This is a genomic window from Dermabacter sp. HSID17554 (assembly GCF_003989295.1).
Taxonomy (GTDB): domain Bacteria; phylum Actinomycetota; class Actinomycetes; order Actinomycetales; family Dermabacteraceae; genus Dermabacter; species Dermabacter vaginalis.
This window is the reverse complement of record NZ_RBLW01000003.1, coordinates 323,449-341,529: the sequence shown is the minus strand read 5'-3', so window position 1 is coordinate 341,529 and position 18,081 is coordinate 323,449. Positions and strand designations below refer to the sequence as shown.

General features: G+C 63.8%; 17 protein-coding genes. 9 read left to right on the top strand and 8 right to left on the bottom strand.

Annotation, left to right across the window (positions count from 1 at the left end):
- Nucleotides 1–57 precede the first annotated feature (57 nt).
- Nucleotides 58–2,352: a phosphoribosylformylglycinamidine synthase subunit PurL gene (purL, locus tag D8M36_RS07165; protein ID WP_126847846.1), complete on the bottom strand. Its 2,295-nt coding sequence runs from the start codon at nt 2,350–2,352 to the stop codon at nt 58–60.
- 88 nt (nt 2,353–2,440) lie between these two features.
- On the opposite strand from purL, the gene D8M36_RS07160 reads away from it, so the two are divergent.
- The 4 genes from D8M36_RS07160 to D8M36_RS07145 all read left to right on the top strand — a co-directional run bounded on the left by D8M36_RS07160 (nt 2,441) and on the right by D8M36_RS07145 (nt 6,382).
- Nucleotides 2,441–3,382: a MaoC/PaaZ C-terminal domain-containing protein gene (locus D8M36_RS07160; RefSeq protein WP_126847844.1), complete on the top strand. Its 942-nt coding sequence runs from the start codon at nt 2,441–2,443 to the stop codon at nt 3,380–3,382.
- Between the two features lie 150 nt (nt 3,383–3,532).
- Nucleotides 3,533–3,820 carry an FmdB family zinc ribbon protein gene (locus tag D8M36_RS07155; protein WP_126847843.1) on the top strand — a complete coding sequence of 96 codons (288 nt, stop codon included), beginning with the start codon at nt 3,533–3,535 and terminating at the stop codon, nt 3,818–3,820.
- 45 nt (nt 3,821–3,865) lie between these two features.
- The gene (fmdA, locus tag D8M36_RS07150; protein ID WP_126847841.1) at nt 3,866–5,122 is read left to right on the top strand and encodes a formamidase; all 1,257 of its coding nucleotides are present in this window, start codon (nt 3,866–3,868) and stop codon (nt 5,120–5,122) included.
- Nucleotides 5,123–5,206: 84 nt separating this feature from the next.
- Nucleotides 5,207–6,382 (top strand): class I SAM-dependent methyltransferase, encoded by a 1,176-nt coding sequence (locus tag D8M36_RS07145; RefSeq protein ID WP_126847839.1) that lies wholly within the window; start codon nt 5,207–5,209, stop codon nt 6,380–6,382.
- Here the strand turns inward: D8M36_RS07145 and purQ are convergent.
- Nucleotides 6,379–7,107, bottom strand: a complete 729-nt coding sequence (purQ, locus tag D8M36_RS07140; protein ID WP_074297668.1) for a phosphoribosylformylglycinamidine synthase subunit PurQ — start codon at nt 7,105–7,107, stop codon at nt 6,379–6,381. The two genes, D8M36_RS07145 and purQ, sit on opposite strands and share 4 nt — an antisense overlap.
- The gene (gene purS / locus D8M36_RS07135) at nt 7,107–7,364 is read right to left on the bottom strand and encodes a phosphoribosylformylglycinamidine synthase subunit PurS (RefSeq protein ID WP_126847837.1); all 258 of its coding nucleotides are present in this window, start codon (nt 7,362–7,364) and stop codon (nt 7,107–7,109) included. The genes purQ and purS overlap by 1 nt, the downstream gene beginning before the upstream one ends.
- A gap of 117 nt (nt 7,365–7,481) precedes the next feature.
- Here purS and D8M36_RS07130 point away from each other — a divergent pair, with 117 nt between their 5' ends.
- Nucleotides 7,482–8,225 (top strand): MBL fold metallo-hydrolase, encoded by a 744-nt coding sequence (locus D8M36_RS07130; RefSeq protein WP_126847835.1) that lies wholly within the window; start codon nt 7,482–7,484, stop codon nt 8,223–8,225.
- Here D8M36_RS07130 and pflA read toward each other — a convergent pair.
- From pflA to purD, 5 genes are all read right to left on the bottom strand, one after another.
- Nucleotides 8,222–9,088, bottom strand: coding sequence for a pyruvate formate-lyase-activating protein (pflA, locus tag D8M36_RS07125; RefSeq protein ID WP_126847833.1), 867 nt, complete (start codon nt 9,086–9,088; stop codon nt 8,222–8,224). The two genes, D8M36_RS07130 and pflA, sit on opposite strands and share 4 nt — an antisense overlap.
- Nucleotides 9,089–9,252: 164 nt before the next feature.
- A complete protein-coding gene (gene grcA2, locus D8M36_RS07120; protein WP_055089418.1) occupies nt 9,253–9,504 on the bottom strand; it encodes an autonomous glycyl radical cofactor GrcA2 in 252 nt (83 codons plus the stop codon).
- A 99-nt stretch (nt 9,505–9,603) separates the two neighbouring features.
- Nucleotides 9,604–11,721 carry a pyruvate formate lyase family protein gene (locus tag D8M36_RS07115; RefSeq protein WP_065247414.1) on the bottom strand — a complete coding sequence of 706 codons (2,118 nt, stop codon included), beginning with the start codon at nt 11,719–11,721 and terminating at the stop codon, nt 9,604–9,606.
- A gap of 158 nt (nt 11,722–11,879) precedes the next feature.
- Nucleotides 11,880–12,794: a phosphoribosylaminoimidazolesuccinocarboxamide synthase gene (locus D8M36_RS07110; protein ID WP_126847831.1), complete on the bottom strand. Its 915-nt coding sequence runs from the start codon at nt 12,792–12,794 to the stop codon at nt 11,880–11,882.
- Nucleotides 12,791–14,095: a phosphoribosylamine--glycine ligase gene (gene purD, locus D8M36_RS07105; protein ID WP_126847829.1), complete on the bottom strand. Its 1,305-nt coding sequence runs from the start codon at nt 14,093–14,095 to the stop codon at nt 12,791–12,793. Before purD ends, D8M36_RS07110 begins: the two co-directional genes overlap by 4 nt.
- Before the next feature lie 36 nt (nt 14,096–14,131).
- Here purD and truA point away from each other — a divergent pair, with 36 nt between their 5' ends.
- The 4 genes from truA to D8M36_RS07085 all read left to right on the top strand — a co-directional run bounded on the left by truA (nt 14,132) and on the right by D8M36_RS07085 (nt 18,051).
- Nucleotides 14,132–15,037, top strand: coding sequence for a tRNA pseudouridine(38-40) synthase TruA (truA, locus tag D8M36_RS07100; protein ID WP_126847827.1), 906 nt, complete (start codon nt 14,132–14,134; stop codon nt 15,035–15,037).
- Between the two features lie 354 nt (nt 15,038–15,391).
- Nucleotides 15,392–15,835 (top strand): 50S ribosomal protein L13, encoded by a 444-nt coding sequence (rplM, locus tag D8M36_RS07095; protein ID WP_126847825.1) that lies wholly within the window; start codon nt 15,392–15,394, stop codon nt 15,833–15,835.
- A 44-nt stretch (nt 15,836–15,879) separates the two neighbouring features.
- On the top strand, nt 15,880–16,371 hold the full coding sequence (gene rpsI, locus D8M36_RS07090) for a 30S ribosomal protein S9 (protein ID WP_065247418.1): 492 nt from the start codon (nt 15,880–15,882) through the stop codon (nt 16,369–16,371).
- Nucleotides 16,372–16,458: 87 nt separating this feature from the next.
- On the top strand, nt 16,459–18,051 hold the full coding sequence (locus tag D8M36_RS07085; RefSeq protein ID WP_238638415.1) for an aspartate:alanine exchanger family transporter: 1,593 nt from the start codon (nt 16,459–16,461) through the stop codon (nt 18,049–18,051).
- Nucleotides 18,052–18,081 lie beyond the last annotated feature (30 nt).

The window sequence follows — 18,081 nt, the reverse complement described above, 5'->3', positions numbered from 1 at the left end:
CACCATAGCCCACGAGGACTCTTATTGGGAAGGGCCTCGTGGGCTCTTGCGTGAAGGTCAAGCGAGGTGCTGTGGAAGCGTTCGTGCGCGTCGCTCGCGCAGCTCCGTCACGGGGAAGGTTCCGACGCCTGTCAGCTCAAGATCAGTGCCACCGCTCGTGCCGATACGGGCCGCGAGCACGGAAGCACCCCTGGCGAGTTCCTCGAGAGCGGGGGCATCTTCGGGGCGCACGGCGACGATAGCGCGGGCGTGCGATTCGGAAACGAGGGCGGTGAACGCATCGATGGTGTCGCGTTCTGTGAGTGAGGACAGGTCGATCCTCGCCCCCACGCCGAATCGAGTTGCCGATTCCACGAGCGCTTGGAAGAGGCCGCCTTCGCTCAGGTCATGGCTTGCCTGTGCGATGGTTTTTTCCGCGGCGCCGATGAGCACCGAGGCGAGTGCTTCTTCTTTCTCAAGAGACACGCGTGGGGGCGTGCCGCCGAGGTGGGAGTGGATGGCGTCGGCCCATGCCGAACCGGAGAGCTCCTCGCGGGTGTCGCCAAGGAGGTAGATCTCGAGGCCTTCTTCGTGCCAGCCGGAGGGCACGCGGGTCGCAACGTCGTCGAATACACCGAGAACGCCAACGACGGGTGTCGGGTGAATCGCAGAGTTGAGGCGTCCGGGTTCGCCCGTGGAGTTGTAGAGGGAAACATTGCCACCGGTCACGGGGACCTCGAGCTCTTGGCAAGCGTCGGCGAGCCCCGTAATGGCTTCGACGAACTGCCACATCCGGTCGGGGTCTTCGGGCGAACCGAAATTGAGGCAATCGGTCACGGCGAGGGGGCGCGCGCCCACTGCCGCGACGTTGCGGTAGGCCTCGGCGAGTGCGGCACGAGCACCTTCACTCGGGCTCAGCATCGTGTAGCGGCCGTTGCCGTCGGTCGCAATCGCGATACCACGGCCGGTTTCTTCATCGATGCGGAGTACCCCCGCGTCGTCGGGCATGGCCAGCGCGGTGTTGCCGCCAACGTAGCGGTCGTACTGGTCGGTGACCCACGCGGTGCTCGCGAGATTCGGGGACGTGGTGAGGGACCACAGTTGCTCGACGAGTTCTTTCGTGCTTGCGGGGCGGGGAAGATCTTCGGCGCGGTCGGCCTCGAGGCCGTCCTGCCACGCGGGTCGCGCGTAGGGGCGGTTGTAGGTGGGGCCTTCGTGTGCGACTGTCGTGGGGTCGACATCGACGATGCGTTTGCCGTAGTGATCGATCGTGAGGCGGCCTTCGCCCGTGACTTCGCCGATGACGGCAGCTTCAACGCCCCACTTATCGGTGATCGCGAGGAAGTCATCGAGGTTTTCCGGCGTGACGACGGCCATCATGCGCTCTTGAGATTCACTCATGAGGATTTCGCCGGCCGTGAGCGTGGGGTCGCGAAGGAGCACGTTTTCGAGGTCGATGTGCATGCCCGAGCCGCCGTTGGAGGCAAGTTCGCTCGTTGCGCACGAGATGCCTGCCGCGCCAAGATCCTGGATTCCCTCCACGATGTTTTTCGCGAACAGTTCGAGGCAGCACTCGATGAGCAGCTTCTCCATGAACGGGTCGCCCACTTGAACGCTCGGGCGCTTCGCCGGCCCCTCGTCCTCGAAAGTTTCTGAGGCGAGGATTGAGGCGCCGCCGATGCCGTCGCCGCCCGTGCGTGCGCCGAACAGCACGACCTTGTTGCCGGCACCGGTCGCGGAGGCCAGGTGAATGTCCTCGTGGCGCAGCACGCCTACGGCGAGGGCATTCACGAGGGGATTCGTTTGGTAAGCGGGATCGAACACGGTTTCACCGCCGATGTTGGGCAGGCCGAGGCAGTTGCCGTAACCACCGATGCCGGCGACGACACCGTGGGCCACGCGGGCGGTGTCGGGGTGGTCGATCGCGCCGAAGCGTAATTGGTCCATGACGGCGACGGGGCGGGCACCCATGGAAATAATGTCGCGCACGATGCCGCCCACGCCGGTCGCGGCTCCCTGATAGGGCTCGACGTAGCTTGGGTGGTTGTGAGACTCGACCTTGAACGTCACGGCCCAGCCATCCCCGATATTGACCACGCCAGCGTTCTCGCCGATGCCTACGAGGAGGTTTTCCTTCATTGCAGGGGTTTGCTTTTGGCCGAACTGCTTGAGGTGCACTTTCGAGGATTTGTAGGAGCAGTGCTCCGACCACATGACGGAGTACATGGCGAGCTCGGCGTTCGTGGGGCGGCGGCCGAGGATTTCGCGAATTTTCGCATACTCCTCTTCCTTGAGGCCGAGGTCGGCCCACGGCTGCGTTTCGTTCGGGGTTTCGAGGGCCCGTTCGATCGTGTCTGGCTCGTGGGTGTTCATGCTGGCGGCTGTCCTCCGTGTCGGTTGTTCTCAGCACCTTGCATTTTACGTCCTCGCACGAAACGGCGCGGGATGAAAGAGTGGGGGTATGTCGCCTACCACGAAGACCCTTGCGCGAGTTCCGAGCGCTGCAGCTGTGTGGGCGGCGATTCTTACGCGCGCGCCCATTGCGCGGTCCGAAAAACTCCCCGATCTTCGCTACATTGTGCGCGGGGTGCGTGTGGACCGCGCACGCGCGGTGCGCTATGCGCGCCTCGTAGCCCCGCATCGCCGGGATCCGTGGCCTGACGCACACGTCGCTCACCCCGGATTCGTGCACGCTCTCGCGCAGCCTCTGGGCCTCGCCCTCATGGCGCGCCCGCGTTTCCCGCTTCCCGCTCTCGGGCTCGTGCACGTCAAGAATTCTCTTCTCCTGCACAGGTCCGTGCACGTGGGGGAAAAGCTCGATATTGAAGCGCGTGCGGGATCGGTGTCGCACACGCCGCGCGGGCACATGTGCGAGATCGTCTCGGTGTTTTCACGGGGCGAAGACATCCTCGCGACGAATGTGTCAACGTACGTCTTGCGGGGCTCGGCTAGTCGAGAGCCGCGAGACGGTGAGGCGATGAGGAGTGAGCGACATCCGCTTGCCTCGCATGCGCCGCGCTCGCGGTGGAAGCTTCCCGCGGGGATCGGGAGAGAATTCGCGCGAGTGAGCGGGGATGCACACCCGATCCATATCAGCGCCCTCGGTGCACGGGCGCTTGGAGCCTCAGCCCCGCTCGCGCACGGCATGCTGCTTGGTTCCCGGGCGCTGAGTGAGGTTAGCCCGAGCGTGAGCTCACCTCTTTTGTGGGAGTTCGAGGTGCCCTCGCTTCCGCCTCTTCCCTCGACCGTGTGGGTGCGTTACGAGCGCGAGCAACAGCAGATGGCACCCGCCGCAGGCCAGTCGGTCGCGTTTTCGGGCTTCAGTCTCCGGGGTCCGACGCCTGCCGAGCGCACGGTGCGCCTCAATTTTTCCGGGCGTGTGCGCACCCTGGTGTCGACGTAACGCCTTCATCAGTGCCGGCAGCTGCCGGGAGTAGGGGAGAGGCTCAGGAGGGTTCAGGAACGTTGCTGAGGTGCGCGTTAGTGTGAAACGCGCAAAGGCAAGGGGCGGTGCCGCAGGTTTACCGCCCGAAGGTGCGGACGAAGGAGTGCCATGCCCCTGTACGAGTTCCGGTGCGGTGAAGGTCACCTCAGCGAAGCCTTGTTGCCCATGAGCAGCACGACTCGAGAACGCCAGTGCCCCGAGTGCGAAAACACCGCGAAGCGCCTCGTGAGCGCCCCCGCGGTGCGTTCGCTCAATCCGGCCCTGACGAACGCGATTGATTCGGCGAACCGCAGCGCATATGAGCCTCAGGTTCATTCGTCGCTTCCCTCTTCGCCTGGCGCCAAGTCCACGCCCGTGTCGCACGATCCGCGCCATCGTGCACTTCCGCGTCCGTGACGCCTCGGGTGAGTACGCAATTGAGCACGCAAAGGAGCACACGCAATGCCTAAGAATCTTTTCCCGCTTGATTCTTCGAAATCGTTCAAAGACCAGGACATCGTTGGACACAACCGTTGGCACCCTGACATTCCCGCAGCTGTCACGGTCAACCCGGGCGACACGTTCCGCATCGACTGCCGCGAGTGGTTCGATGGCGACATCAAGAATGACGACAGTGCCCAGGACATCCTCGAAGCTCCCGTGAGCAAGGTGCACGCGCTTTCCGGCCCGTTCCACATCAAGGGTGCGAAGCCTGGCGACCTGCTCATCGTCGACATCCTTGACGTGGGCCCGATCCCGCAGGAAGACGAGGGACCGCTCGCCGGCCAGGGCTGGGGCTACACCGGCATCTTCGCGAAGAACAACGGCGGTAGCTTCCTCGTGGATCAGTTCCCGGATGCGTACAAAGCCGTGTGGGACTTCAACGGCCAGACCGCGACCTCGCGCCACGTCCCCGGCGTGTCGTTCACGGGTCTCATCCACCCGGGTCTCATGGGCACTGCGCCTTCGCACGAACTGCTCAAGAAGTGGAATGATCGCGAAGCCGCGCTCATCGCGACCGACCCGAATCGCTTGCCTCCGCTCGCGCTTCCGCCCGAACCGAAGGATGCCGTGCTCGGCACTCTTACGGGCGAGGACTTCGACCGCGTTGCAGCCGAGGGTGCACGCACCGCACCGCCGCGTGAAAATGGCGGCAACCAGGACATCAAGAACCTCTCGAAGGGGACGCGCGTGTTCTACCCCGTGTACGTGGACGGCGCGCACTTCTCGGTGGGCGACCTTCACTTCTCGCAGGGTGATGGCGAGATCACCTTCTGTGGCGGCATCGAGATGTCGGGCTTCATCGACGTGCACGTCGATGTCATTCCCGGCGGCATGGACAAGTACAACGTCAAGGAAAACGCGATCTTCATGCCCGGCAACGTCGAGCCGCGCTACAGCGAGTGGATCTCCTTCTCCGGCACGTCCGTCACGCTCGACGGCGAGCAGCGCTACCTCGATTCGCAGCTTGCCTACCAGCGTGCCTGCCTCCACGCGATCGACTACCTCACGACGTTTGGCTGGAGTCCCGAACAGGTGTTCCTCATGCTCGGCGCCGCCCCTATCGAGGGGCGTTTCTCGGGTGTTGTGGATATCCCGAACTCGTGCGCGACCGTGTACATCCCGACAGCGATCTTCGACATTGATGTTCGCCCCGGCGCCGGCGACGTGCCGAAGATTGATCCGGGCATTGGTGCCCCGCGCGCCGCGAATGCGTAACGCACGCGCGTGACATCGCCGAGGGCGGGAGACAGCTCGAAAGGGCTAGCTCCCGCCCTCGGTCTATGCCGTAGGCTCGACATTATGATCTTCGCCCCTGAGGAGAATGCCGACGCTCTCGACCGTCTCATCGTTCATGACGCCGCCGAGAATGCGCCAAACGTACCGGGAGACATCCTCGTACTCGATGATCGCTCGGGTGCACTCACGGCCTGGGCTTGTGGCTGGATCGAGGGGCGCTCGCGGGTATTCGTTCGCAGTGTCTCGCGGGCTCACGCAGCAGAAGCACGTGCCGCCGCGAGGAGGCGCGGGGAATTGAACGACCGCCTGCTCATCGCGGGCGATGACTCGCCCGCGCTTGACCTCGGCTCGTTCCTCACCGAGCACAATTTTTCCGGCAGCCTCGCTCTCGGGCGCCTGCCGAAATCGCTTGCGGCGCTCGAGGAAAATGCCCGGTTCCTCGCGCGGCACGCGCACACAATGGATCGGGAGATGACGCTCGTGCTTGGAGGCGCGACCAAACACATGACGCGGTCGATGAACGATGCACTCCGGGCCGGTTTTGGTGAGGTCCGTGGTCTGCGCGGCAAGGGCAAGTTCCGCTCGCTCTATGCTTCCGCTCCAGGTGAAAGCGTCGCCCCGCCCCTCGCGCGTCGTTCGGCCTGGAGCAGCGGCGAACTCGTCGCCTACGGGGGAGTCTTCTCCGGGGCCAAAGCCGATCGCGGGGGAGAGGCCCTCGCACGCGCGGCCACGACACGGATCGCGACCGCGACCGAGCGTGGGCTGGCCCCACTGCGCGTTCTTGACCTCGGCTGTGGAAACGGCATGCTTTCGCTCGCAATGTGCGAGACGGCAGCACGCGGTGGCGGGAAACTTTCGCTCACGGCGACGGATATCGACCTCGATGCGGTGCGTTCAACCCGGGCCACTCTCACGCCTTACTCAGGGCAGCCGGGGATCGATGTGCGGGTCGCGTGGGACGATGCCGCTGCCGGGGAACCGTCGGAATCTGCTGATCTCGTGCTGCTTAATCCGCCATTCCACGACGGTACGCGCGTTGATGCGACCCTTGTTGAGCCCCTGGTCGAATCGGCTCTTCGCCTCCTGAAGCCCGGTGGCGAGCTCCTGCTCGTGCACAACTCGCACCTTCGCTACCGAGCGCTCCTCGATCGGCGCTTCGCCACAACGCGTGAGGTGAGCCGCAACCGCACCTTTACCGTGCTGAGCGCGATGAAGGAACGCCTAACGGGAGAGCTCTAGTCGAGAATCGAGTTCATGACGGACGCGAAGAAACCGAGTCCGTCCACGCCCGTGCGGGTGCCCTCGCCACGAACATCCGGGCCGAAGCCCTTTTCAACGGCGTGCTCGGGGTGGGGCATGAGGCCCACGACATTGCCGTACTTGTTCGTGATGCCGGCGATACCGCGATAGGACCCGTTCGGGTTGTCCTCGAAACCGGCGGGGCCGCCCTCGGCGCCCTCGGCATAGCGGAACACCACGCGGTTCTCGGCCTCGAGCTCATCGAGCGTCTTCTCGTCGGCGACGTAGAGGCCATCCTGGTTCTTGAGCGGAATCGTGATGACCTGCCCCTGCTCATACGCGGTCGTCCACGCCGTACGGTTATTGTCCACGCGCAGCGGTTGGTCGCGGCACACGAACGTACGGTGCGCGTTCTTGATCATCGAGCCTGGGAGCAGGTGGGTCTCGGTGAGGATCTGGAAACCATTGCAAATGCCAAGCACGGGCATTCCGCCCTTTGCAGCATCCACAACGCGCTCCATGATCGGGGCAAAGCGCGAGATTGCGCCCGCCCGCAGGTAATCGCCGTAGCTGAAGCCGCCAGGAAGAATCACCGCGTCCACATCGCGAAGATCGTCGTCCGCATGCCACAGCGCCACCGGCTCTGCACCCGCGATCCTCACGGCACGCAGGGCGTCGCGATCATCGAGAGTACCCGGGAAGGTCACCACACCGATTGCGGGCATCAGGCCTGCTCCTCCTCGACGCGCACCGAAACGACGTCCTCGATGACGGGGTTGGAAAGGAGCTCGGTCGCGGCTTCGCGCACGCGCTCGAGAACTTCGCTCGTCACCTCGCCCTCGACTTTGAGTTCGAAGCGCTTGCCTTGACGAACCGAAGTGATCTGCTCAAAGTCGAGCCTTCCGAGGGCGCCGAGAACGGCCTTTCCCTGCGGGTCGAGAATTTCGGGTTTCGGCATCACGTCGACGATGAGGCGGGGCATGTCATCTCCAGAAAACAGTAGGCACGAAAAAGTCGTCGAAAACTGCGCGGGTTGCGCACTCCTTGATTCTACCGGTCCGTGCGGGCTCCGCTCATCTTTCGCCCCTACGGTGGCGGTATGGAGATCACACACTTCGGCCACTCAGCACTGCTCGTCACCTACGCGGGGGAGGGCAGGGCCGACGCCTGCAGGGTTCTCTTCGACCCCGGAAACTTGAGTGACCCCCTCGTGGCGGGGCTCGAGGGTCTCGACGCGATTGCGGTAAGCCATCAGCACCCCGATCACGCGCACCCGGCCTACCTCGAAAAACTCTTCGAGAATAATCCCGAGGCGGCCATCCTGCTTGAGCCTCAGACGGCAACGCTCCTGGGTGAGGTCGATGAAACCTCCCGCTTCCGGGAACGGTTTACCGCTCTTGCACCCGGTGGGCGAGCAACCGTCGGAAATTCTCACGTGACCATACGGGCAGCCGGTGGTGCGCACGCGACGATCCACCCCGCGATCCCGCCCGTGGGAAACGTGGCGTTCATTGTCGAGGCCCCAGGGGAGCAGACCTTTGCCCACACGGGAGACTCGCTTGTGCCGCATCCCGAGTTGATCGGCGTCGACGTGCTCTCGTTCCCCGTCGTGGCACCGTGGTCGAAAATGCAGGAGACGATCGACTTTTTGCGAATCGTGAAACCGAAAGTGGCGATCCCCGTGCACGATGGGGTCGCTTCGGCCGCTGGGCGCGCGATCTACCTCAAACAGTCGAGCGCGTACAGCCCTGACACATGCGATGTGCGGGATTGGCCGTGCGGCACGGAACCTGGAAAAGGGCGAGTCCTGAGCTTCTCGCGGCTCCCGCGTCAGCCGCGCTAGTGAACCTCGAAACCGCCGCGCGCGCGGAACTGTTCACGCACGCGCTCCACGAGTTCTTTCTCGGGCGGGCGCGTGTCGCGAAGCTTGTAGTCGAGACCGAGTGAGTCCCATTTATCGGTGCCCATTTGGTGGAAGGGCAGCACCTCAATGCGACTCACATTCGAGCGCCACCGCTCAACGATGTCGGCGACTTTCTCGACGTTGTCGTAGTCGTCGGTGAGGCCGGGAACAAGCACGAACCTGGCCCATACCTCAATCCCTTTCTCGTTCAAGCGATCGCCAAAGTCAATCGTTGGCTGAAGCGCGCGGCCGGTCGTGCGCTTGTAGACCTCGGGATCGCCGCTCTTGACGTCGAGGAGAACGAGATCGACTGATTCGAGCAGTTCGTCGGAAGCGTTGCGGCCGAGGAAGCCCGAGGTGTCGATCGCGGTGTGAACACCCATCTCTTTCGCTGCCTCGAGGAGGCGCTTCGCAAAAGCAGGCTGCTGGAGAACTTCGCCGCCCGAAAGAGTAATGCCGCCGCCCGATGCCTTGAAGATACGGCGGTAGCGCTTGATCTTTGCGATGAGCTCATCCGCGGTGACGTCCTGACCGTTCTTGGCTTCGAATGTGTCGGGGTTGTGGCAGTACAGGCAGCGAAGCGGGCAACCGCTAAAGAAGATTGTGAGGCGCGTGCCGGGGCCGTCAACGGCCGTGACGAGCTCCCATGAATGGATGGAGGCGAGGTCGCCCTCGCGCACCGCCTGGAGGCGATCGGGGCGTTCAAGATGCGACTCTTCGAGGCCCTCGATTCCGGCGCCCTGGCGCCTCTTATGAAGCGGAAGATCAACCTGGGTGATGCTCGCGCCCGCGGACTCGGTCATGGATCGCCTCTCGTCAAAGTCGTGGAAGGCGTGGAATCGGAGGCCCGCATGGGTCGGGGACACGCCCTAAAAAGTTGGGCCCGGAAACCGGAGCTTCCAGGCCCAACAGGTGAACGCTTCGATGCGCTTAATTATTGCGCATCACGCGTGTGAAGTGATGTGTCTCAGGCGCCCTGGTGGAAGGTGCGGTTGAGAACGTCGAGCTGCTGCTCGCGCGTGAGCTTCACGAAGTTCACGGCGTAGCCCGACACGCGAACGGTGAGGTTCGGGTAGTTCTCCGGGTTCTCCATCGCGTCCACAAGGGTGTCCTTGTTGAGCACGTTGATGTTCGCGTGGTAGAGGCCGGACTCCATGTTGTTCTCGGCGCGGTTGGTCTTCATGGACTGAAGGCGCTCATCGAAAGTCTTGACTGCCATTGTTCTCTCCTCAATCAGAGTGATGGAAATGTGGGGTGAAAACCGGTCGGGCCCGAGGGGCTCGCGCCCGACCGATTCACGTTGTGGGGATTCAGACGATCAGTCTTCGTCGTCCATGATGAAGCCAGAGTCGAGAATGCCGACCAGGTTCTTGACCTGTTCGTCCTTCGTGCGACCGAGGCCCTGCGGGGTGATCGTGTTGGTCAGCGAAATGCCATCCAGCGCGTCGTTGTAATCGAGCTTGCCAACGGAAAGCATCGAGGCCACCATGCCGTGGCTATCCATGCCGTTCTCCGGGTTGGCGCCCGGTGCAAAGGGCGTGCCCTTCTCGTGGCCCGAGGGGAACGAGCCGGTCGCCTTGCCGTACACGACGTTCGACGTAATCGTGAGCACCGACTGGGTCGGGATCGCGTCACGGTACATCGGGATCGCCTTGATCTTCGACATGATCGTGTGGACAACGGTCGCGGCGATGTCGTCGGCGCGGTCATCGTCGTTGCCGTAGATCGGGAAGTCGCCCTCGGTGCGGTAGTCGACCACGAGGCCCGACTCATCGCGAACCGGGTAGACCTTCGCGTACTTGATGGCGGAGAGCGAGTCGGCAACGATCGAGAGGCCAGCGATGCCACAGCCCATCGTGCGCGTGATATCCGAATCGTGAAGCGCCATCTCGACTGCCTCGTAGGCGTACTTGTCGTGGCAGTAGTGGATGATGTTGAGCGCCTCAACGTAGGTGCCCACAACCCAGTCCAGCATCTCTTCGTATTTCTGCCAGACCTCGTCGAAGTCGAGCGGGCCCTCGCCCTGGATGGGCTCGAACAGACCTGCTTCGGTGACCTGCTTGCCGCTCATCTCGTCGCGGCCGCCGTTGATCGCGTACAGGAGCGCCTTAGCGGAGTTCACGCGAGCGCCGAAGAACTGCATCTGCTTGCCGACCTTCATCGGGGACACGCAGCACGCGATGGCCGCGTCGTCGCCCCAGCGGTTGCGGATCTGCTCATCGGACTCGTACTGCACCGAGCTCGTCTCGATCGAGATTGCCGAGCAGAAGTCCTTGTAGCCCTGCGGGAGGCTCGGATCCCAGAAGATCGTGATGTTCGGCTCGGGAGCCGGGCCGAGGTTACGAAGCGTCTGGAGGAGGCGGAACGAGGTCTTCGTGACGAGCGTGCGGCCGTCCTCGCCGATGCCGGCGTCGGACCAGGTTGCCCAGTAGGGGTCGCCCGAGAAGATCTGGTCGTAGTCGATCGTGCGGAGGAAGCGCACGATGCGGAGCTTGATCACGAGAGCGTCGATGAGCTCCTGCGCGTCGGTCTCCGTGATGCGGCCTTCGTCGAGGTCGCGCTGGATGTACGAGTCGAGGAACGGCGACAGGCGGCCGATCGACATGGCGGCGCCGTCCTGGCTCTTGACCGAGGCGAGGTAGGCCATGTAGACCCACTGCACGGCTTCCTGAGCGGTAGCGGCGGGGCGGCGGAGGTCGAGGCCATAGGCGTCACCGAGGTTCACGAGCTTGTTGAGAGCCTTGATCTGCTCGGCGTGCTCTTCGCGGAAGCGGGCCCAGTGCTCGCTGAACGGCTGATCCGAAACCGCGTCCTTCGCGGCCTTCTTCTCGGCGATCAGGAAGTCCGCGCCGTAGAGCGCGAGGCGGCGGTAGTCGCCAATAATGCGGCCGCGGCCGTAGGCATCGGGAAGACCCGTGATGATGTGCGAGCTACGTGCTGCGCGGATGCGCGGGGTGTAGATGTCGAACACGCCATCGTTGTGGGTCTTGCGGTACTTGGTGAAGATCTTCTTGATCTCCGGATCCGGTTCCTTGCCGGCTTCCTTGATCGCGGTCTCCACCATGCGCCAGCCACCGAAGGGCATCATCGCGCGCTTGAGGGGAACGTCGGTCTGTAGGCCGACGATGACGTCATCGTCTTCGCTGATGTAGCCAGCGGGGAAGGCGTCGATATCAGCGGGGGTCTTCGTATCCACGTCGTAGACGCGGCGGCGGCGCTCCTCCGAGAGGTACTTCTTCTCGAGGGTGTCCCACACGCGAAGAGTCTTGTCGGTCGCACCCGCGAGGAACTCGGCGTCGCCCTCATAGGGGGTGTAGTTGAGCTGGATGAACTCGCGAACGTTGATGTTCTCGTTCCAGTCGCCGGACTTAAAACCGCGCCACGGGTCGAGTTGTTCGCCCTGGGCTCCGGTGTTCTTTTCTTCCACAGCAGTCATGTGAGCCTTCCTTCCATGGCGGGGGCTAAGCCGCATGCTCGTGAGGTGTGCTGGTAGTTAAACGGTAGGAGCGGTGCCTATTTATGTATGGGACTTAGAGCCCGTTCCGTGGCGTCGGCCACATGGTAGCGCCGGGGTCTGGAAGGGGGTTGGGGAGGTTAGAAGGTGGTGCCTGACAGTCGCTCGTAAGCTTCGATGTATTTCGCGCGCGTAGCCTCCACGATGCTCGCGGGGAGTGCGGGCGGCGCAACCAGGGAATTCTTGCTCCAGCCGCTCTCGTTTGCGAGCCAATCGCGCACGAATTGCTTATCGAAGCTTGGCTGCGTGGAGCCCGGTTGGTACTGGTCAGCGGCCCAAAATCGCGACGAATCGGGAGTGAGAACTTCGTCACCCAAGACGATGTTTTTGGTGTGTCGCGAACGGCCGAACTCAAGCTTTGTATCGGCGAGGATGATGCCTCGCTCCCGGGCAAAGCTCTCCGCCGCGCGGTACACGGCGAGCGTGCGATCTTCGAGTTCCTCCACGAGGCTCGCACCGAGCCTCTCTCGCGCTTCGCCAACCGAGATGTTCTCGTCATGCTCGCCCTGTTCAGCCTTCGTTGAGGGGGTGAAGATCGCGGAAGGCAGGCGGGAGCCGTCAACGAGCCCCGCGGGGAGTGTATGGCCGCCGACCGCACCCTCGCGGCGATAGTCTGCGAGCCCCGAACCCGTGAGATACCCGCGCACAACGCATTCAAGCGGCACCATGTCGAGCGCTTCGCATCGAAGGGCGCGCCCGCGCACCGCGTCGGGAACGTCGCTCGCGCTCAAGACGTGGTTCTCTGTGACATCTGCGAGATGCTCGAACCACAAAAGAGACATCGCCGTGAGGATGCGTCCCTTATCGGGGATCCCAGGGGTGAGCGAGTAATCGAACGCGCTAATGCGGTCGGTTGCAACGACGAGGACTTCGCTCGCGTCCTCGAGAGTGCTTCCATGGGGAACATAGAGTTCCCGCACTTTGCCGCTCAGCGCGTGATCCCAGCCCTCAAGAGTGGGAGCCTCCACGAGAGCCCCGTTTTCGTCCGTGCTCATAGTCGTACCGTCCTTTCGATCTCGCCGTGAGCCGCTCGTTCGGCGATATCCGTGCGGTAGTGGGAGCCGTCAAGCAGCACGTGCGCGATAGCGGATTGCGCGCGAACGCGCGCATTGTCGAGGGTGTTTTCTCGGGCGACGACGCTCAGTACACGGCCTCCGCTCGAGAGGAGGGTGCCGTCGGCATCCCGTTTTGTGCCCGCGTGGATGACCGCACAGCCTTCCTGTTCAACCGAGTCGAGACCCGTGATCTCGCGGCCCGTGTGCGCCGCGAGCGGATAGCCTTCGCTCGCGAGCACCACCGCGACGGCGCTCTCCTCGTGCCACGTGGGGGTCGCCACTTTCGTGAGGTTCCCCGTTGCGGCGGCGTGCAATAGTGCGCCGAGGTCGCTTTCGAGTCGCTCGAGAACCACGAGGGTCTCGGGATCGCCGAAGCGCACGTTGAACTCGATGACCTTGAGGCCATCCCGCGTTGCGGCAAGGCCGCAAAAGAGAAGCCCTGTAAAAGGGGTGCCTCTCTCTCGCATTGCACGCACGAGCGGCTCGGCAATTTTTTCGACGCTCGCTCGCATGGCGGCTGCTTCGTCGAGCCAGGGAAGCGGGGAATACGCGCCCATCCCACCCGTGTTCGGGCCCTCGTCGCCCTTGAACGCGCGCTTGAAGTCCTGGGCCGGAACGAGTGGGGTGACCCGCTCGCCATCGCTCACGCAGAACACCGAGAGCTCGGGGCCATCAAGAAACTCCTCGAGGACCACCCGGGCATCATCGGCGGTGCTTGTGAGGCATGCGCGAGCGTGCTCAAGCGCTTCGTCGCGCGAGGCGGTCACGACAACGCCCTTGCCTGCCGCGAGCCCATCGGCCTTGACGACGTAGGGGACTTTTCCGCCGGGATTGAGCTGATCCATCGCTGCCTCGAGTGCGGCGGGATCCGTCACTGTGATCGAGCGCGCCGTGGGGATGCCCGCGTCGTTCATCACGCGCTTCGCGAAATCCTTCGAGCCCTCGAGCTTCGCGGCGGTCTTCGAGGGGCCGAAAACCGTGAGACCGGCCGCGCGCATCTCGTCGGCAAGTCCCGCGACGAGCGGCGCCTCCGGGCCGATCACGACGAGCTCGATTCCGAGGTCGCACGCGAGACGCGTGAGGGCCGGGCCATCGCCGAGAGGGACGTCGTGAAGCGTTGCGTGCTCGGCCATACCCGGGTTGCCGGGAGCGGCATGGAGGTCATGAGAAGAGGAGTCTTTGCTGAGGCGTCGCACGAGGGCGTGCTCGCGCGCGCCCGTGCCCACTACGAGAATTTTCACGCCCTCAAGCCTAGCGGTTCGGGCTAGGCTTCTCGCGTGAACACCGAGCCCAAGGCCCCAGACCCCTCGCCTGCCCCCGAGAAACGCCTTCGCGTTCGTCTCGACCTCGCCTACGATGGCACCGCGTTTAAGGGGTGGGGAATCCAGCCGGCACTTCGGACCGTGCAGGGGGAGCTTGAGGCGGGACTCGCGAAGATCGTGCGCGAGAAGGTGCGCGTCACGGTCGCGGGCCGCACCGATGCGGGCGTGCATGCGAGCGGCCAGGTTGTGCACGTGGACATCCTCGAGGAGCAGTGGCGACGCATGCCGGGCCGCAGCGATCGCACGTGCGAGGAGTCAATCATCCAGCGCCTCGCCGCTGTCCTGCCGAGCGACATCGCGGTTCACCGAGCATGCGTTGTGAGCGAGGATTTCGATGCGCGCTTCAGTGCGCTTTCGCGCACCTACCGCTACCGCATTTGCGACGATTACACGCGCCGCGACCCTTTGCGCCGCGACGTTGCCTTTCATAAGCGCGCTCTCGATGCAGAGGCGATGCACAACGCGGCGCGCGCGCTCGTTGGCGAACATGATTTTCTCTCCTTCTGCAAACCCCGCGAGGATGCCACGACAATCCGCACCCTTCACGCGGTCACGTGGGAGCGTCCGCACACAGGCAAGGACGAGGGGCTCGTAGTCGCCACCGTCACGGCCGACGCCTTCTGCCACCACATGGTTCGCTCCATCGTTGGTGCGAGCGTTGCCGTGGGGGAGCATCGCCTCGACGCCGAGTGGATGGCAGCCCTCGTGACGATTCCGCGCCGTGATGAAGCGGGAAGCGCGCCCATGTTCTCTCCCGCGGGCCTCACGCTCGAGGGCATCGAGTATCCGGAGGAGTCGGCTTGGGCCGCTCGCGCGACCCAAACGCGCGGCAAACGCGGGGTGCCATTCACGCGCGGGTGAATGGTTCGGCGGTTGCTGAGGCCAAGCGAGTCTGCACTCTTCAAATGTGAGGGAAAACAAGGGCGCGGCAGCCGTCGGCCCGTTGCCCTCGCCGAGGATCCGGACTAGAGTTGAGGGCTGTTGTGCCATAGATGCGCGCTCTGCCGCTGCCGCTTTCTCACGCTCGGCGCGAAAGAGCTCCTCACACGCATCTGAGCCTTACGCCCGCTCCTAAACCCGGGTTCACGGTTCAGCACGGCATTTCTTGGTCATGCTTTAAACCAAAGGAAGCGTGTCCACGGTCCATTCGAACCGTGCTTTCGCACGCCCGAAAAGGGGCGTTGCGGAGCACTTAAACGAGAGAAGAAGGCACGAGTGCGTACGTTCACCCCGAAGCACGACGACGTCGAGCGTTCCTGGTACGTCATTGACGCAACTGATGTCGTCCTCGGCCGGCTCGCTTCCCACGCCGCTCAGCTCCTGCGCGGCAAGCACAAGCCGGTCTTCGCACCCCACGTGGATGCGGGCGACTTCGTCATCATCATCAACGCTGAAAAGGTTGCCCTCACGGGCAAGAAGCTCGAGCAGAAGCTCGCTTACCGCCACTCGGGTTACCCGGGCGGTCTGCGCTCGACTCGGTACGCCGAGCTGCTCGAGAAGAACCCCGAGCGCGCGATTGAGAAGGCTGTCAAGGGCATGCTCCCGAAGAACAAGCTTGCCACCCAGCAGCTCAAGAAGCTCAAGGTGTACGCGGGTCCCGAGCACCCGCACCAGGCTCAGAAGCCGGTCCCGTTCACCATCGACCAGGTGGCGCAGTAACGGGCCCCGCCCGGCTACGCCGATACGAGATCTGAGGAAATCAAGTGGCAGAAACCACCCCCGAAGTTGAGGAGTTCGAAGGCGAAGCCTCGAACTACACCACCGAATCCACCAACGAAGCTCCCGTAGGTAAGGGCTCGTCGATCTCCGCCCCCGGCTACGGCACCGGCCGTCGCAAGCAGGCTGTTGCCCGCGTGCGCCTCGTGCCCGGCACCGGCGAGTGGACGGTCAACGGCCGCACCCTCGAGGAGTACTTCCCGAACAAGCTTCACCAGCAGGAAGTGAACGATCCGTTCAAGCTCCTGGACCTCCAGGGCCGCTTCGACGTCATCGCCCGCATCTCCGGCGGTGGCCCCTCGGGCCAGGCCGGTGCGCTGCGCCTTGGCGTGTCGCGTGCGCTCAACGAGATCGACTCCGAGTCGAACCGCCCGGCCCTCAAGAAGGCAGGCTTCCTCACGCGCGATGCTCGCGTCATCGAGCGTAAGAAGGCCGGCCTCAAGAAGGCCCGTAAGGCACCGCAGTTCTCGAAGCGCTGATTCTCAGCCCTTTGCACTGCATCGAAGGCGTCACCTTATCGGTGGCGCCTTCGAGCGTTAACGGTGTCAGGGCCTAAGGTTGTAACCGTGGTCGTTCTCGATATTCTCACCGAGCAGCCGCTCCTCGCCCTCTTTCTTGTGATGGCGCTCGGCACCCTCCTCGGGCGCGTGCGTTTTGGCCCGGTCCAATTTGGTGCGGCTGGTGCTCTCTTCGTGGGACTTGCTGTAGGCGCGCTCGACCCTCGTCTTGGCGAAGGTTTTGGCACGTATCAAACATTCGGGCTTGCCCTGTTTGTGTACATGATCGGGCTCAGCGCCGGCAACGGGTTCTTCCGCGACATGCGCAAGCAGTACCGGCTCATGCTGGCCGTGGTGGGAATTTATGCGATTTATGCCTTGGGCGTGAGTGCCCTTGGTTCCTTCGCGGGTCTTGGCAAGGAACTCACCGCTGGCACATTCACGGGCACACTCACCTCGACCCCCGCACTCGCCGCTGCGAGTAGGGCCTCCGGAAACTCCACGATTCCAGCCGTCGGCTACGCGATCGCGTACCCGTTCGGCGTCATTATCCCCATGGTGCTCGTGTCGCTCATGATGGCGAGCCCCCGGATACGCTCGAAATTCTCCGCCCGCAGGGATCCAGGCCGCCCGCGCGGCGCGCAGATCCGCGACATGAGCGTGCGCGTGACCTCCACAATCGCGCTGATGGATGTGCCCGGAGTGCGCGAGGGGACCGTTTCCGCCTCCTACCTCCTGCGTCGCGGCATGATGACCATCGTGCGCACGGATACGGTGCTCCACGAAAACGACGAAGTCGTGCTCGTGGGATTTCCCGAATCTCTCGAAAGGGCGCTCGAGGTGATCGGTGAGCGCGCCGAGCACCGCCTCCTTGATGATCGCAGCGCCGTGGACTACCGCCGCATCCTCGTCTCGAACCCGCGGCTTGAGGGCCGGCTCCTTCGTGAAACCCGGATCGCCTCGCGCTATGGCGCAATGGTCACACGCCTGCGCCGGGGAGATGAAGATATGGTTGCCTCGCCCTGGACTCGCCTCGAGCTCGGCGACCGCGTACGCGTCGTCGCTCCGCGCGAGGAGATTAGCCGCATCACCGAGTACCTTGGCGACAGCGAGAAGCGCATCAATAGCGTGGATTTTCTCGCGCTCGGCCTCGGGATTTCGCTCGGTCTTCTCCTCGGTCTCGTGGGGATTCCCCTTGGCGGGGGAGCATCGTTCGCGCTCGGAAACGCGGCGGGGCCCCTCGTCGTAGGGCTCATTCTTGGCCGGTGGGAGCACACGGGCCCCATTCTGTGGACCCTTCCGCGGCCCGTGAACCTCACGATCCGCCAGCTCGGCCTCTCCGTATTTCTCGCAGCGGTCGGCGTAATGTCGGGCCCCGCGTTTGCCGAGAACGTTTTTACCATTACGGGTCTCAAGGTCGCACTTGTCGCTGCGGCCTCGCTCGTGCTCATGCTTCCCCTCGTTCCCATTGCCGGTGCCCTGCTCGGAGTAAGTCTCGAGCGCGCGGCTGGTGCCGTTGCGGCCTTTGTGGGGCAGTCGGTCGTTCTCGAGCATGCCCTCAACCTCGGCCGTGACGATGAGCGCACGGCATCGGGGTATGCCGCCGTGTATGCCCTCGGTATCGTTGTGCAGTTGCTGCTCGTGCAGTTCATGGTCACCTAAAGCCTCCCCGCTACACTCGAAGAGTTTTCC

Excerpts from the sequence above, each read along its gene's own strand:
- D8M36_RS07145 (WP_126847839.1), top strand. The coding sequence starts at position 5,207 with ATGATCTTCGCCCCTGAGGAGAATGCCGACGCTCTCGACCGTCTCATC.
- D8M36_RS07130 (WP_126847835.1), top strand. The coding sequence starts at position 7,482 with ATGGAGATCACACACTTCGGCCACTCAGCACTGCTCGTCACCTACGCG.
- D8M36_RS07155 (WP_126847843.1), top strand. The coding sequence starts at position 3,533 with ATGCCCCTGTACGAGTTCCGGTGCGGTGAAGGTCACCTCAGCGAAGCC.
- purQ (WP_074297668.1), bottom strand. The coding sequence starts at position 7,107 with ATGCCCGCAATCGGTGTGGTGACCTTCCCGGGTACTCTCGATGATCGC.
- grcA2 (WP_055089418.1), bottom strand. The coding sequence starts at position 9,504 with ATGGCAGTCAAGACTTTCGATGAGCGCCTTCAGTCCATGAAGACCAAC.
- D8M36_RS07160 (WP_126847844.1), top strand. The coding sequence starts at position 2,441 with ATGTCGCCTACCACGAAGACCCTTGCGCGAGTTCCGAGCGCTGCAGCT.
- pflA (WP_126847833.1), bottom strand. The coding sequence starts at position 9,088 with ATGACCGAGTCCGCGGGCGCGAGCATCACCCAGGTTGATCTTCCGCTT.
- D8M36_RS07115 (WP_065247414.1), bottom strand. The coding sequence starts at position 11,721 with ATGACTGCTGTGGAAGAAAAGAACACCGGAGCCCAGGGCGAACAACTC.
- purS (WP_126847837.1), bottom strand. The coding sequence starts at position 7,364 with ATGCCCCGCCTCATCGTCGACGTGATGCCGAAACCCGAAATTCTCGAC.
- fmdA (WP_126847841.1), top strand. The coding sequence starts at position 3,866 with ATGCCTAAGAATCTTTTCCCGCTTGATTCTTCGAAATCGTTCAAAGAC.
- D8M36_RS07110 (WP_126847831.1), bottom strand. The coding sequence starts at position 12,794 with ATGAGCACGGACGAAAACGGGGCTCTCGTGGAGGCTCCCACTCTTGAG.
- purL (WP_126847846.1), bottom strand. The coding sequence starts at position 2,352 with ATGAACACCCACGAGCCAGACACGATCGAACGGGCCCTCGAAACCCCG.